The 14,255-nt window shown below is 59.5% G+C and carries 15 protein-coding genes; 5 read left to right on the top strand and 10 right to left on the bottom strand.

All coding sequences use genetic code 11. The annotated features are described in order from the left end of the window. Positions 1-19: 19 nt before the first annotated feature. The 4 genes from carA to pyrR form a co-directional block, all read right to left on the bottom strand. Positions 20-1,198, bottom strand: coding sequence for a glutamine-hydrolyzing carbamoyl-phosphate synthase small subunit (carA, locus tag NX84_RS06855; protein ID WP_174519852.1), 1,179 nt, complete (start codon positions 1,196-1,198; stop codon positions 20-22). 95 nt (positions 1,199-1,293) lie between these two features. Then, on the bottom strand, positions 1,294-2,655 hold the full coding sequence (locus NX84_RS06850; protein ID WP_039675202.1) for a dihydroorotase: 1,362 nt from the start codon (positions 2,653-2,655) through the stop codon (positions 1,294-1,296). A gap of 18 nt (positions 2,656-2,673) precedes the next feature. Further along, positions 2,674-3,645, bottom strand: coding sequence for an aspartate carbamoyltransferase catalytic subunit (locus tag NX84_RS06845; RefSeq protein ID WP_039675200.1), 972 nt, complete (start codon positions 3,643-3,645; stop codon positions 2,674-2,676). After that, positions 3,646-4,242: a bifunctional pyr operon transcriptional regulator/uracil phosphoribosyltransferase PyrR gene (pyrR, locus tag NX84_RS06840; protein ID WP_039675198.1), complete on the bottom strand. Its 597-nt coding sequence runs from the start codon at positions 4,240-4,242 to the stop codon at positions 3,646-3,648. 172 nt (positions 4,243-4,414) lie between these two features. Here pyrR and NX84_RS06835 point away from each other — a divergent pair, with 172 nt between their 5' ends. The 5 genes from NX84_RS06835 to NX84_RS06815 all read left to right on the top strand — a co-directional run bounded on the left by NX84_RS06835 (position 4,415) and on the right by NX84_RS06815 (position 7,938). Further along, positions 4,415-5,761: a TIGR01777 family oxidoreductase gene (locus NX84_RS06835; RefSeq protein ID WP_039675197.1), complete on the top strand. Its 1,347-nt coding sequence runs from the start codon at positions 4,415-4,417 to the stop codon at positions 5,759-5,761. Between the two features lie 87 nt (positions 5,762-5,848). Beyond that, entirely contained in the window at positions 5,849-6,364 is a 516-nt protein-coding gene (locus NX84_RS06830; RefSeq protein WP_039675195.1) for a YbjN domain-containing protein, read from the top strand. After that, entirely contained in the window at positions 6,357-6,872 is a 516-nt protein-coding gene (locus tag NX84_RS06825) for a YbjN domain-containing protein (protein WP_039675193.1), read from the top strand. The genes NX84_RS06830 and NX84_RS06825 overlap by 8 nt, the downstream gene beginning before the upstream one ends. Continuing rightward, positions 6,869-7,456, top strand: a complete 588-nt coding sequence (locus tag NX84_RS06820) for a hypothetical protein (protein WP_052319697.1) — start codon at positions 6,869-6,871, stop codon at positions 7,454-7,456. The genes NX84_RS06825 and NX84_RS06820 overlap by 4 nt, the downstream gene beginning before the upstream one ends. 2 nt (positions 7,457-7,458) lie before the next feature. Then, on the top strand, positions 7,459-7,938 hold the full coding sequence (locus tag NX84_RS06815; RefSeq protein ID WP_231913680.1) for a hypothetical protein: 480 nt from the start codon (positions 7,459-7,461) through the stop codon (positions 7,936-7,938). A 62-nt stretch (positions 7,939-8,000) separates the two neighbouring features. On the opposite strand, the gene NX84_RS06810 is transcribed toward NX84_RS06815, so the two are convergent. From NX84_RS06810 to NX84_RS06785, 6 genes are all read right to left on the bottom strand, one after another. Then, positions 8,001-8,855: a PPK2 family polyphosphate kinase gene (locus NX84_RS06810; protein WP_039675189.1), complete on the bottom strand. Its 855-nt coding sequence runs from the start codon at positions 8,853-8,855 to the stop codon at positions 8,001-8,003. A 24-nt stretch (positions 8,856-8,879) separates the two neighbouring features. Beyond that, positions 8,880-9,635 (bottom strand): sulfite exporter TauE/SafE family protein, encoded by a 756-nt coding sequence (locus NX84_RS06805; protein WP_039675187.1) that lies wholly within the window; start codon positions 9,633-9,635, stop codon positions 8,880-8,882. Then, a complete protein-coding gene (gene coaD / locus NX84_RS06800) occupies positions 9,632-10,117 on the bottom strand; it encodes a pantetheine-phosphate adenylyltransferase (RefSeq protein WP_039675185.1) in 486 nt (161 codons plus the stop codon). The genes NX84_RS06805 and coaD overlap by 4 nt, the downstream gene beginning before the upstream one ends. 5 nt (positions 10,118-10,122) lie before the next feature. Continuing rightward, on the bottom strand, positions 10,123-10,692 hold the full coding sequence (gene rsmD / locus NX84_RS06795; RefSeq protein WP_039675183.1) for a 16S rRNA (guanine(966)-N(2))-methyltransferase RsmD: 570 nt from the start codon (positions 10,690-10,692) through the stop codon (positions 10,123-10,125). 63 nt (positions 10,693-10,755) lie between these two features. Further along, positions 10,756-12,852 (bottom strand): ATP-dependent DNA helicase RecG, encoded by a 2,097-nt coding sequence (locus NX84_RS06790; RefSeq protein WP_039675181.1) that lies wholly within the window; start codon positions 12,850-12,852, stop codon positions 10,756-10,758. A gap of 3 nt (positions 12,853-12,855) precedes the next feature. Beyond that, complete coding sequence (locus NX84_RS06785; protein ID WP_039675179.1) at positions 12,856-14,247, bottom strand: DAK2 domain-containing protein; 1,392 nt, start codon at positions 14,245-14,247, stop codon at positions 12,856-12,858. Between the last annotated feature and the right edge of the window lie 8 nt (positions 14,248-14,255).

Raw genomic sequence — 14,255 nt, 5'->3', positions numbered from 1 at the left:
TCCTTTTCCTGGTTGCGGTTTACTTGTTCGGGGACTTCTCAGTCATGAGCTCAATGAACTGGTCAAAGAGCGGGTTCGCATCGTGCGGGCCAGCGGCGGACTCAGGGTGGTATTGCACGGAGTAGGCCATGCCATTCTTAAGTGCAACGCCTTCGATGGTGTTGTCATTGAGGCAGGTGTGGGAAACTACTGCTGGGCCGAAGTCAGTATCGAATTCCTCGCCGGCAGGGTCTTCCTTGCCGGACGGGCTGGCTAGGGCAAAGCCATGATTCTGGGAGGTGATATCGATCTTGCCGGTGAGTTGGTTGCGCACCGGCACGTTGATGCCGCGGTGGCCGAATTTCAGCTTGTAGGTGTCCATGCCCAGCGCACGGCCGAGGATTTGATTGCCAAAGCAGATACCGAAGAACGGGTACTCGGCCGCGAGGATGTCGCGGACAATGCCCACCATGACGTCGGCAGTTGCCGGGTCACCCGGACCATTGGAGACGAACACGCCATCCGGGTTGTACTGTTTGATCTCCTCGAACGAGGTATTTGCGGGTACCACGACGGTTTCAATGCCGCGCTGCGCAAAGTTGTTCGGCGTTGCAGTCTTAACACCCATGTCATAGGCCACGACGGTAAAGCGCTTCTCCCCGACTGCCTCAATCGTGTACGGCTTGTCGGTGGAAACCTCCTCAGAGAGGTCAAGCCCAGCCATGGATGGCTGGTTCTTCACCTCAGCGATGAGCTCCTCGACGTCCCTCTCGGCAGCCTCGCCCGAGAAGATACCGGCCTTGATGGACCCGTGGTTGCGGAGGTGGCGCACCAGGGTGCGGGTATCGATACCGCCGATGCCGATAGTGCCCTGCTTCTCCATCTCCTCCGGCAGGGAACGCTTCGCGCGCCAGTTGGAGACGCGGCGGGAAAGGTCACGGATAACGAGGCCGGCGACCCAGATTTTATCGTCATGGGACTCGTTGTCCTCATCGTTCCAGCCGGTGTTACCGATTTGTGGTGCGGAGGTCACCACAATCTGGCGGTGGTACGACGGATCTGTCATCGTTTCCTGGTAGCCGGTCATGGCAGTGGTAAACACGGCCTCTCCCAGGGTGGTGCCGGTAGCACCGAAGCCGAAGCCGCGGAAGGTACGGCCGTCAGCCAAAACCAGGATGGCGGAAGTGGGCTTCGTGCCGGGACGCGCCTCGCTGATCAAGGTTGCAGTTGAAGTCTCTGTGGAAGTCACGGTGTGTGGTGGCCTTTCGAATAGAAAGCGTTGATTGCTCGTGGTGTCTTTATCTATTGTCCCGATTATTCGGCGGTGAGGTCGTAGGTCACCGCTCCACGCAAGATGGTGTGCGTTACGCGTGCGCCAAACTCTTCACCTTCATAGGGGTTGTTCTCCGACTTCGAAGCCAAGCGCGTGGAGTCAGAAACCCAGGAGTGCTCTGGGTCAACAATGGTGAGGTTGGCCGGCTCGCCCTCGGCGATGGGGCGACCGTGGCCCGGGAGGCGGGTAATCTCAGCTGGGCGTTCGGACATGACGCGGGCGACGAAGCGCCAGTCCGCCAAGCCTGTCGCGACAAAAAGCTTAGCGATGACAGCCAGGGAGGATTCCAAGCCCAGCATGCCGGGCTTGGCGTTTTCGAACTCCACGCACTTGTCTTCGCTGCCGTGCGGGGCGTGGTCGGTAGCGACGACGTCGATAAGCCCATCAAGCAAGGCCTGACGCAATGCCTCGGTATCGGACTGTTCGCGCAGCGGCGGGTTGACGCGGAAGACTCCGTCGTAAGACAAGAGCTTGTCATCCGTCATCAGCAGGTGGTGAGGAGTGACCTCCGCGGTGAGCGGGATGTCCTGCTCCTTGGCCCACTTGAGAAGCTCGACGGTTCCCTTCGTGGAGGCATGGCAGATGTGCATACGGTTGCCGTAGTCACGGGCCAGGAGTGCGTCGCGCGCCACGATGGATTCCTCAGCCACGCGCGGCCAGCCACGCAGGCCCAAACGTGCGGCGACCTCGCCTTCGTTGGCGCAGGCACCTTCAGTCATGCGGTGGTCCTCAGCATGCTGGGCGAGGAGCACATCGAGGCCCTTGGCGTATTCCAACGCACGGCGCATAAGCTGCGGGTCCTCAACGCACTTGCCGTCATCGGAGAACATACGGACCTTGGCGTCAGAGCGGGCCATCATGCCGAACTCCGTGAGGGTCTTGCCTTCGAGGCCCTTGGTGATGGAGCCGACCGGGTGGACATCGCACAGGCCCAGCTTTTGGGACTTGGCCCATACAGACTCGGCGATAATCGGCTGGTCAGTCACGGGCATGGTATTCGCCATGGTGAATACAGCAGTGAAGCCGCCCTTGGCAGCAGCACGGGAGCCCGTCTCAATGGTTTCAGTATCTTCACGGCCAGGTTCGCGCAGGTGAACGTGCATATCCACCAGGCCCGGCAACAGCACGTTGCCGCCAGCATCAATGGTGCGGTCTGGGGACGTGTTGCCGGACTCATCGCCCGCGGCACCCGCCCCGACGGCCCCAGCACCGATCGACGCGATAACGCCGTCTTTGATGAGGACGTCGGTGGGGTCGCCCTCACCGTAGGGACGCACGTTGGTGATGAGCAGGGTGTCTGCCGCTGGGGCGGAGAGCACGCCGGTGTCAGGATAAGTAGTCATATCTAGGTATCTCCTCGTCTAGATTCCGGCGTTCTCGCCATTGGTAAGCAGAGTGAACAAGGTAGCCATGCGCACGTGAACACCGTTGTTGACCTGCTGGAGCACAGCCGAATTATCAAAGTCTGAAACGGCGTAGTTAATTTCCATACCGCGGACCATGGGCCCTGGGTGCATGATGATGGCGTCCTTCTTCATCGCCGCAGCGCGGTCCTTCGACAGGCCATATAGCGTCGCGTATTCGCGGTGCGAAGGGAAGAAGCCGCCATTCATGCGCTCGGCCTGAACACGCAACATCATGACCACATCTGAGGCGGGAACCTCCGCATCGAAATCGTGGGATACCCGTACCGGCCAGTTCTCCACGCCGAAAGGCAGCAAGGTAGGCGGCGCCACTAGGGTGACGTCAGCACCCAGGGTGCTCAACAAGTCCACGTTGGAACGCACCACGCGGGAATGCAGGCAGTCACCCACAATGGTGACCTTGAGGCCCTCAAATCCCGTACCAGAGCCGGATCGTTCGGAGTCAAGACCTAGGCGTTGGCGCATCGTGGTGGCGTCGAGAAGCGCCTGCGTTGGGTGCTGGTGCGCCCCGTCACCGGCGTTGATAACACTCGGCCCCTGGCCTTCTGGGGCAACCCAGCCGGCCAGCTGCTGTGCCGCACCCGAAGAAGGATGGCGGATGATGATGGCATCCGCGCCAATAGAGGTCAGCGTCAAGCCTGTGTCCTTCAAAGACTCGCCCTTCTTGACCGAAGAGCTGGACGCAGAGAGATTAATGACGTCAGCAGACATCCACTTACCTGCGGTTTCGAAGGAGGAACGAGTTCGCGTGGAGTTCTCGTAGAACAGCGTGAAGACGGTGCGACCGCGCAGGGTCGGAAGCTTTTTAACCTCCCGGCCGTTGAGCGCTTCGCGGAAGCGGTCCGCCTCATCCATGAGCGCCAAGATTTCGGCAGCGCTCAAATCAGCGATATTAATGAGGTGTTTCATTTAGTCCTCCTTGCCGGGCTCGGCCGATGCGGTAGAGCGAGTGAGCACGACGGCATCGCGACCGTCAATGTCGGCGTTGTAGACGGTGACGTCCTCATCACGCGCGGTGGGGATGTTCTTGCCCACATAATCCGCGCGGATAGGAACCTGGCGGTGGCCGCGGTCCACGAGGACGGCGAGCTGGATGATGTCGGGACGGCCAATATCGGCGAGGGCATCGAGCGCAGCACGAATGGTGCGGCCAGAATAGAGCACATCATCCACGAGAATGACGGTGGCGCCATTGATGCCACCATCAGGCACCGTGGTGGGCTTGAGCGCGCGATGCGGGCGCGAATACAAGTCATCGCGGTACAAGGTGATGTCAAGGGAACCCCAGGGAACCTCCACCCCAGAGAATTCCTCAATCTTGTCAGCGAGGCGTTGTGCTAGCGGCACGCCACCAGAGGGAATGCCTAAGAGCACGACCCGAGGAGAATCACTCGAATCAAGCGCAGTTTTTTCAATGATCTGGTGCGCGATGCGTGCGACGGTACGCGCGACGTCGGACGAGCTCAATAGCTCATTGGACTCCGCGTGAATGTCGGTTTCACTCATCGTGACCTCCTTCCCCGCCTCACAGTGCGGTCTTTAAAGGATGTCGGACAAGGGTTACTTAGACTGTCTATGCTTGAAAGTCAGCACCAACCATAGCACTTTTCCCTTGCTCTTTTGAAGGCTCGCACCGAGCTTTCTTACCCCCAATCACCGTGAGGCAGGTCTTTACACAGTGAGTTTCACCACCCAGCACGTTGTTCCAGCACCGCGCGAGGAGGTGTGGCAATGGCACGAGCGCCCCGGAGCACTGACAAGGCTCAACGCACCGTTTGGGTTCATGACCCCTCTGCAGCAAGCACAATCACTGGCCACTGGCACCTCAGTGCTGGGACTGCCGGGCGGACTGAAGTGGGTTGCGCGCCATGACCTAGCTGGATACCAACCACAGAAGTCCTTCCGGGACGTCTGCATCAACGCGCCGTTCCGCGCCTTGGCCCATTGGCGCCACGACCACCTCTTTGCGGATCACCCAGAGGGCACGCTCATTACGGACAAGGTGGATACCCGAATCCCCACCGCAGTTATTGAGTCCATGTTTGCCTATCGTCAGCACCAGCTCGTGGAGGACTTCCGTTTCAAGCAGCGCTTGGGCGTGTTGAATGATAAGCCATTAACGGTGGCTCTTACTGGCTCGCACGGCACGGTGGGAAAGGCAGTGTCCGCGCAGCTAAGTACACTGGGCCACACCGTCATCCCGCTCGTTCGCTCGAACCCAGGAGTCGGCGAACGTTTGTGGCGCCCGAATCTTCCCGCCAAGGATCTCCTAGAGGGCGTCGACGTCCTCATCCACCTCGCCGGCGAGCCCATCTTTGGGCGTTTTAACTCCTCTCACAAGGACGCCATTCGGGATTCCCGCGTGGGCCCAACGCACTTGCTCGCACACGTTGCCGCCACTACGGATTCTGTGCGCGCGATGGTGTGCGCCTCCGCCATTGGTTTCTATGGCCCTGACCGCGGCGATGAAGAACTGACCGAGAACTCTGAGCGCGGTGAAGGTTTCCTTGCCGATGTCGTCGAAGCATGGGAAAACGCGTGCGCACCAGTGCGCGATGCCGGCAAGCGTTTGGTGAATATGCGCACAGGCATTGTGCAATCAGGAAATGGCGGCATGCTCCCGCTGCTGCGCGCGGTGTTTTCAACCGGCCTCGGCGGCGCGTTTGGCAAAGGTGAAATTTGGTACAGCTGGGTGGCCCAGGATGATCTGCAGGACATGTATGTTCGCGCCGCCCTTGACCCGGAGTGGGAAGGACCCATTAACGCTGTCTCCCCCACCCCAGTCCAGAATCGCGACTATGTCGACGCTTTGGGTCGCAAACTGCACCGCCCCACCGTTATTCCCATCCCGAGCCTGGGCCCCGCCTTGCTCCTTGGCAAAGAAGGCGCCCGAGAATTGGCACTAGCCAACCAGAAGGTAGTCCCCGCCAAATTGGAAGAATTGGGCCATGTTTTCCGCTATCCCGAGGTGAGCCAAGCTCTGGCGCACGAGCTGGGCGGCGAGGAGCTCTTCCAGACCCCCTAGGACGTACCCGGCCAACCTGGCTCCGGTAGGGTCGGGGCGTAAAGAAAAATGTGGTTGTTAACCAAGCGAAGTGAGTGAGACAAAAAATTGACTGACGCGAATAACCAAGGCGGTGCGCAGGAGCGCGTCCTGCTGCCCGATACCCCAGTGGAGGACGTAACGCTCGAGCGTATTGCGGAAATCTTCGATTCCGAAGGTTTGGAGTACCGCATGGAAGAGCAGCAAACTGAGAAGCAAGGCACCGTTAAGCTACTGCGCACGGGTTTCTCCAACGCGGCCATTGCCTTCCAGCTCGTCGGCTCCTCCCTCATCGTGGACTCCGTCTGGCGTGGCTCGGTACCTTCCTCCGAGGCACCGAACCTGCTCATGCACATCAACTCGTGGAACCAGGACCACTTCACACCGACGTTCCGCTTCTTTGAGGCCCCTGACAATGCCTTGGCAGTTTCTGGTGCCCGTGAACTCGACACGTCGCATGGCGCTTCCCGCAACCAGCTGGGTGCCTTCGTGATGTCCACCTTGGATGCCATCCTGCAGTCCTTCGAGTGGATTGAACAGCACTACCCGCAGCTTGTGACCTGGAAGGAGCACAACCATGACTAAGCCGGCTCAAGATCCTCATGCCTTGCCCGACGTCACCCTCGATCGCATCATCGCCGCGATGAAGACCTTCGACATTGAGCTCGAACCGGTCACCGGCCGCACCGACGCCGCCACCGCCAACCTCAACGGCCTACCGTGCATGTTCGCTGTGCTCGACAGCGTGGCCATCGTGCGCTGCGACGTGCCGACGGACGCTGAGTATGCCAAGGCAGACGCTGGGCTTTTCTTGGCTGCCAATCAGATCAACTCGGTAGCAATGGGCGCCAGCGCAGTCATTACGGACTTCGACGGAATGCTATTGGTGCGCACTGAGTCTGATATTCCGTGCGCCGCCGGCATGAATGACGAGCAGCTTGCTTCTGCCCTGCGTGCCTCTGTGGATGGCGTTATCAACGCCCAAAACGCCATGGTTGCTGCCGCTGAGGAGATGGCCAAGCTCGGTTCCGAATCCGCCGCACAGGCCGGCGAAGGCAAACCCGAAGGCAGCCCTGAAGGCGCGGAGCAGTGACCGACCTCCACGCTGTTGAACCGGTAAGCATCGATAGGCTCGCGCAGCTGTGCGAGCTTATCGACGCCGACTATGCCATCCTCGAAGCTCCCCGTTCTGCCAGCGATGCGGGTACCGATGTGGATACTCAAGCGGATCGGGCTGCCGATGATGACGCCGAGGAAAAATTCCACCGCGTTCTCCAGACTGGTATCCCTCACATTGCAGTGCACTGTGACCTCAATGAGGAAGGCGATACCTTGAGCGCCTTCGCCACCTGGGAAGGCACCCTTCCCGAGTCCGCGGAAGAAGAGGTTGCGGCCACCGTCGCTGAGCTCAACTGGGCCAGCGTTGCGCCAACGTTGAGCTACTTCGTCACAGACGGTCCAGAAGAGCCATCAGATGGCGCCGAGGTCCAGTTGTGCGCCAATCGCGCCATGGCTGTGGGCGAAGGCCTGTCCTTGGCGCAACTTGGTCACTTCTTGCTCAGCTCCCTGGCGAGCTTTGCCGAGATTTTTGAGGTTGTGGCCGAGCGTTTCCCACAGGCAGTGACATGGAATGCAGCGACGTTGAATGACATGCAAGAACAGGAAGCAGAGGACTAATCGTGAGCGCTGATCCCTACGAGATTCTGTCTGGCTCTGCCCTGCCGGCGGTCACCCGTGATCGCGTCCTGAGCCTGCTCAATGGCGCGGAACTCGACATGGCAGCTACCGCTCATCCGGAGGATGCCACCGCCGCTGTCGCTCGACTCAATGACCTGGATTGGGTCATTACCGTCGAGGAAGGCCTTGTGCGTCTGGAATGCGTTCTGCCCACTCAGCTCGGCGAAGAGGTCATTTCCCTGTTCCACGTGCTGTGCAATGAGTTCAACTCCGGTGCCTTCGATGGCCGCGCCCTCGTGGGCACCGATAACGGCAACATTGAGCTGCGTGGCGACGCCTGCTTCGTCACCACCGCGGGCTTGAGCGAGGACCAGCTTTTCCATGCCCTCAACGTGGCCATCATTAACGCCCAGGAGGCACTGCTGTCCGTCCTGGATACGTTTAACGTCACCGCCCGCGAGCTCGCAGACAGTGACGACTAAAACGCTGTCAGGTTAATAAACCGAGCCAGATTAATAAATCGGACAGAGTATAGAAACAGCACCTAGTCGGCGTTCTCAATGCGCTCGCGCTCGACTTCTGGGTCGAAGTCGGGCGCGGGCCACTCCAGGTGAAGGTGGCGCAGGAGATCTACAATCAGGAACTTCAACGCCATTCGGGCATACTTCTTGTTGTCAGTGGGGATGACATACCAGGGAGCGTAATTTTCATCCGTGCGCTGAATCGCGTCTTGGTAAGCCGCCATGTATTGGTCCCAATATGCGCGTTCCTCAACGTCTGAAGGGTCGTACTTCCAGAACTTATCTTCGCGCTCTGTACGTTCAAGCAGATTTTCCCTCTGGGCTTCCTTGGAAATGTGCAGGAAGATTTTGATCACCTTCACACCTTGAGCAGTGAGTTCTAGCTCGTAGTCACGGATAGCCTCAATGCGGCGATCGACTTCTTCTTCATCTACCCACTCGTGCACACGCTGGATGAGCACATCCTCATAGTGTGAACGGTCGAAAGCCACGATTTGGCCTGGCTTCGGATCGTGTTTGCGGATGCGCCACAGGAAGTCGTGCTTTAGCTCTTCTTCGGTAGGTTTTCCAAAGCCGACAGTCGTCGTCCCTTGCGGGTCAAAAGTGTTAAAGACGTGGCGGATAGCACCTCCTTTGCCGGAGGTGTCCATGCCTTGCAGGACGATGAGTGCGGCCGGGGCATCCTCACCGTACGCACGCCCGTTGGCAAAGAGACGTTCTTGCAGCTCGTAGAGCTCATCATCGTACTTGGAAAACCGCGCATCAAGCTCGTCTTTATCCCCGTCAAAACCCGGGGTGCTCGAGGGATCTACCGAGTCGATCTGGAAGCTTTTGCCCGCGCGTAGGTTGAGTGCGTCTTCAATCTTGAATTTAGCCATGGCGACCAGCCTACAGAAGCCTCCCTAGGCTCCTAGCGTCATGAGCCCACGAATCAGCGCGCTCAGGGAGCCAAGGCTCGCTACGGTCAGGGAGAGCTTGCGTGCGTGTTCACGGGACACTCGCCCAGCAATCTTCGTGCCCACCTGGATTCCGATAAACATTCCAATGATGCCGAAGGGCCATACTAGCCAGTGCAAGCCCTCAAAGCCGCCAGCACCTAGAAAGTACTTCGTGAGTACCGAGAACAGCCCGCCGACGAAAAAGCAGGGCTGAAGCGTAGCTGCGTAAACTGCCTGCGGCCAGCGCGCTGCTTGGGCATAAACGGTGATAACGGGGCCTGCCACGCCAGCCAGGGTATTGGTAAAGCCACCCAGAATACCGGCGGACACCGCCGGACCCGTTCCATGCAACTCGGGCACAAAGTGCCGGCCAAAAGACACTACGCCCAGTGCGGTGAGGAGCGCACCACCAACGAGGATGAGCAGCATGGCTGTATCAATCCGAGCAATGAGCAGAGCCGCCGGGATAGAGCCCAACACCATGAATGGAGCGATGCGCACCCATTTGCCCCAGTCCACGTCCTTGCGCATGGAATAAGTCGTAAGGACCGCGTTGAGGCAGGCCAGCACATTGGTAACCATGATGCCTTCCACCGGCCCCAACATAAGGGTCAAAATGGGGCCACCGATAAGCCCCAACCCCATGCCGGACACGCGCTGTAGGCACGAGCCCACAGCCACGATGAGAAGGATTGCGAGGGGAATGACCAGTGCGGTCACTGCTGCTGGTCCCGATAACGTTCCATCACTGCCTTAGCCACGTGCTCAGGGAACATGCCCGTCACATCGCCGCCGTATTTCGCCACCTGCTTGCACAACGACGATGAGATGTAGCCGTATTTCTCGTCCGTGAGAAGGAAGACGGTATCAATTCCGGACAAGCGGCGGTTCATCTGCGCCATGGGCAGCTCGTACTCATAGTCCAATGAAGAGCGCAGACCTTTAACGAGGGTATCGACGCCATGCGCGCTGGTGTAATCCACGAGCAGGCCACCCCACCAGTCCACCTCAATCTCCGGCGAGACGGTTTGGCGGATGAAGTCGACGCGTTCCTCCACGCTGAACAAGCCGGAGGGTTTATCCGGGTTCGCGGTGACGAGCACGGTGACCTTGTCAAAAAGTTCAGCCGCGCGTTTGAACACATCAACGTGTCCCAGCGTGATGGGATCAAAGGATCCAGGGCAGACTGCGTGGGTTGGCATAGTGCTTAGATCTCCTCGCTACGGTGATAAATGGCCATGTCAAAACGTGCGATACCAAACGTACGCTTCTTAAGCTTCTGCCCGGTAGGTTCAAACCCTTCGGGCCACTCCGTCTGGGGTGTATCGACGTGGCGTTCAATCACCACAAACGCATCATCATCCAGCACAGGTTCGATGGCTTCGAGCAAGCCATCAACGTCGTCGAACTCGTAGGGCGGATCCGCAAGAACGATGTCGAAGTAGCCGCGTGGTGCGGTGGCCAAGTAGGTCGAGGCTTTCATCTCCCGTACCTCGACTCGGGGGTGCTTGACCACGCCAATGTTGTGGCGAATCACCTTGACCGCGGCAGGACTATGTTCCACCAGCACCACCTCTTCGGCACCGCGACTCGCAGCTTCCAGGCCCAGCGCACCGGAACCGGCAAACAGGTCAAGCACGCGGGAATCGTTGAACCCCCACCGCACGTCAAGTGAAGAAAAAAGACCCTCACGGGCGCGGTCGGACGTCGGCCTCGTCCCCGACTCGGGCACCTTGATGCTGCGGCCGCGGGCTTCCCCAGCGATGATTCTCGTCATGGCCTCTACCCTATCGCCCTTGACCCCAGTGGCGGGACGTCTCCCCCAAAAGTTCGGTTCGGTTTAGTTCTTCTCCAGAAAGTCTTGCTCGTCGGCAGTGAGGTTGTGTGTCAGTTCTTCTGCTAGTTCAGGGTTGCGCTCGACCAGCGCGGCGGCGTCGGCGTGGGTGCGCTCGACAATCTCACGATCGTTGCTCAAGTCCAACAACTTAAGCGTGCGCTTGGTGCCTGATTGCAACGTGCCCAGGATGTCTCCCTCATGGCGCTGCTTAAGGTCGAGCTCGGCTAAGTCAAATCCTGAAGGTGTATCTGCGATAGCCGCCACACGTCGATAGGACTTAGAGTCTGGCAAAGCGGTGGTGTGCAGCAGGCAGACTGATGCATTGCCGCCGCGGCCCACACGGCCACGCAGCTGGTGAAGCTGGGAAACACCGAATTTTTCTGACTCCCGAATCAGCATGACCGTAGCATTGGGCACGTCAACGCCGACTTCGATGACGGTCGTGGACACAAGGATATCGATGTCGCCACGCGCAAAGCTCGCCATGACCTCGTCCTTATCCGGCATCTTGCCGTGGAGCATTTCTACACTCAGCCCACGGAACGGCAGGTTGCGCAGCTGCACGGAAAGCTGTTCGACCCCACCATCACCTTCGATGCGTGGGCACACGATATAGGCCTGGTGGCCCTTCTCTACCTCTTCACGGATGCGTTCGATAGCACGGCGAACCCAATCGGGTTTCCACTCCGGAACCACCGCCGACAGGATAGGTTTGCGTCCACCGGGCAGCTCCTTGAGTGTGGAGACGGCCAAGTCACCAAAGACGGTCATAGCAATGGTGCGCGGAATAGGCGTAGCCGTCATCACCAGCAGATGGGGGCTGGTGCCCTCCCTAGTCTTGGTGCGCAGGCTATCACGCTGCTCAACGCCGAATCGGTGCTGTTCGTCGACGATAACCAGGCCCAAGTCAAAGAACTCGACGGTGTCTTGAATGATGGCATGAGTGCCAATGACGATATCTGCCTCGCCGGACACGATTTCTAACAGCGCCTGGCGTTTCTCCGCAGTCTTCATCGACCCGGTCAGCACGGTGACGGTTACCCCTTCGGGAACGCTGGCGCTTATCGACGTCCCATGCTGCACCGCCAGCACCTCCGTCGGGGCCAACAGCGCTGCCTGTTTACCAGCATCCACCGCCTGCAGCATCGCGCACGTGGCAACGAGCGTCTTGCCCGATCCGACCTCGCCTTGCAGCAGGCGCATCATCGGGACGGTGCCGGAAAGATCAGCATCGATCTCCCCTATTACGCGGCGTTGACCATCCGTCAGCTGGAATGGAAGCTCTGACAGCAGCTCATCACGGTAGCCGTCAATAATGGCCGGCATCGGGGTGGCAGTACGCGCTTTGACATCGCGTTGGCGCAGCGCCATCACCAGACCAATGGACAGGGCCTCGTTGTACTTGAGGCGCTGAATGGCTCGTTCCGGCCCGGTCGGTCCCGGCTCGTGAATCTCGCGCACTGCCTGATCCAGTGTCACCATCATGCGGTAATCCAACGGCTCTGGGATCGGCGGAGTTTGCTCCAGCACTTTGTGGATAGCGCCCATGACATACCACGAGGTTGCCGACCCACTGGCTGGATATACCGGAATCCACTCGCGCTTCAGGAAGGTTTCGAGTGAGCCAAACTGCGCGAGTTTCTTCAGCGAGCCGCTGCCTTTTCCGGCAGCCTTATCCCACATCGAATCCTGGAGGCTACCGGGGTCCAGAATGAGGAAATCTGGGTGCTGCAGGCTTGGTATACCGCGGAAATACTTCAGCTTGCCGGAGAGCATAATGCGCATGCCGCTGCGGAGAATGCGCTGGACAAAGTAGGCGTTGAAGAACGCCGCCTGGATCCCGCTATCCATGTACAAGGTGAAGACCACGGTCTTGGAGGTGTGGCGAGTGCGGACATCGCGGATTACTCCGGTGATGGTGACTTGATCACCTTCCTCAGCGCCACCCAGGCCTACCTCCTTGTTGTGGCGGATGTAGTCGCGCGGATAGTGACTGAGCAGCTCACCGCACGTGGTGTAGCCAAAGGCTTTCTTGAGTGCTGATGCATCCTTCTTGTCCAGCACCTCAGTGAGTTTGCGGTCATCCTGCCACCCCAGCACGGTCTATTCCACCCCAATCTCAGTGCGCATGCCCGGCACACGTACGACGACCACATCCACGCCCAAACGGTGCGCGAGTCCCTCTTCGGAGACGTCGAGTGCTGTGAGCACGGTGACTTGTTCACCGCCGTCGGCTAACAGTGACCGGGAGGCCTGTTCGACTGCGTCCACGGTTTCTTCTGCTGGATGCCCCACGCGCATGGACCGTGCTGCATCACCCATGGCTGCAACGACCTCAGCAGTATCCGGGTTGTGTGGTTCATAGACTGACATGGCAGCTAGGCCATCCACAAGAGAGTCGGTAGGAATAACAATGGCCTCCCCCGCATCGCCTCCGTACCCATTGGGCAAGTAAAAATCACCGGCAACGGCTGCTCCCACCGTGGCACCGGGCTCGACTACCTGTACCCCAACCTTCTCAAACAACTCCTTGACCGCACCGTCCGGTACGGCAGCGAAGATTCGGCGCGCTGACTCCCCTGCGGTAGTCTTCGCCACCTTTTCTGCTGCTGGTAGCGCTTCCAGCCGCAAGTCACCGACCTTGCCCAGCGCGTAGGCCTTTTCGATCACCGCTCCCACCTCGGCGCTGTGGATGTGCACACTCGCTGTTTCATCGGTTGCGCGCGCAATGACAAGGCTATTGCCCATGGAGCTCAATTCTTCCTGGAGCACATCCAGGTCGCCTTCATAGAAGAAAATGGCTTCAATCTCGGACCCAGATGTCTCGGCCTCTACGTGTGTGCTGCGCTTGAGCTCATTGGCCTTGAGTGGTTGCACCTCGGGTTCCTCGCCGGTGACCTGAGCCAGCAAGCACTCCAGCAGGATTACCAGCCCCGCACCACCGGCGTCCACGACGCCCGCCTCCCGCAGAGCAGGCAGCTGCGATGGGGTCTCAGCAAGTGCGCGGCGGGCAGCATCGAGTGCAGCGACGAGAATGCTGTGCAGCTGCGCACCGGGCCTTTCAGACTCAGCCCGTGCAGCATCACTGGCAGCACGCAACACAGTGATGATGGTGCCTTCCACGGGAGCCGCGAGGGCACGGTCGACGAGTTCGACGGCGTGCGCAAGCGCGGCGGCCAACACCGAACCATCTACGCGCGATTGCATCGTCACCTCAGCTACACCGCGCAAAACCTGCGAGAGCACCATGCCTGAGTTACCGCGGGCTCCCCGCACGGATCCCAGCGCCAGCGCTTCGGCTACGTCCATCTCACCTTTGTCCGCCTCCGCCAGGGCGGCTTCCATGGTGTGCGCCATATTGGATCCGGTATCGGAATCGGGGACGGGAAACACGTTAAGCGCATTAATCTCAGCGCGGCGGCGTGTAAGTTCCTCCACGGTGCGCGCAGCCCAGGCATGCAGGCCACGCGCGTCCAACTCGGCGGGATACGACATGTGGGCTA

Source organism: Corynebacterium minutissimum (assembly GCF_000805675.1).
Taxonomy (GTDB): domain Bacteria; phylum Actinomycetota; class Actinomycetes; order Mycobacteriales; family Mycobacteriaceae; genus Corynebacterium; species Corynebacterium minutissimum.
Note: the sequence above shows the minus strand (reverse complement) of the source record. Positions and strands in the feature narration are given on the sequence as shown.

Excerpts from the sequence above, each read along its gene's own strand:
- NX84_RS06825 (WP_039675193.1), top strand. The coding sequence starts at position 6,357 with ATGACTAAGCCGGCTCAAGATCCTCATGCCTTGCCCGACGTCACCCTC.
- NX84_RS06845 (WP_039675200.1), bottom strand. The coding sequence starts at position 3,645 with ATGAAACACCTCATTAATATCGCTGATTTGAGCGCTGCCGAAATCTTG.
- NX84_RS06785 (WP_039675179.1), bottom strand. The coding sequence starts at position 14,247 with ATGTCGTATCCCGCCGAGTTGGACGCGCGTGGCCTGCATGCCTGGGCT.
- rsmD (WP_039675183.1), bottom strand. The coding sequence starts at position 10,692 with ATGACGAGAATCATCGCTGGGGAAGCCCGCGGCCGCAGCATCAAGGTG.
- pyrR (WP_039675198.1), bottom strand. The coding sequence starts at position 4,242 with ATGAGTGAAACCGACATTCACGCGGAGTCCAATGAGCTATTGAGCTCG.
- NX84_RS06850 (WP_039675202.1), bottom strand. The coding sequence starts at position 2,655 with ATGACTACTTATCCTGACACCGGCGTGCTCTCCGCCCCAGCGGCAGAC.
- coaD (WP_039675185.1), bottom strand. The coding sequence starts at position 10,117 with ATGCCAACCCACGCAGTCTGCCCTGGATCCTTTGATCCCATCACGCTG.
- NX84_RS06810 (WP_039675189.1), bottom strand. The coding sequence starts at position 8,855 with ATGGCTAAATTCAAGATTGAAGACGCACTCAACCTACGCGCGGGCAAA.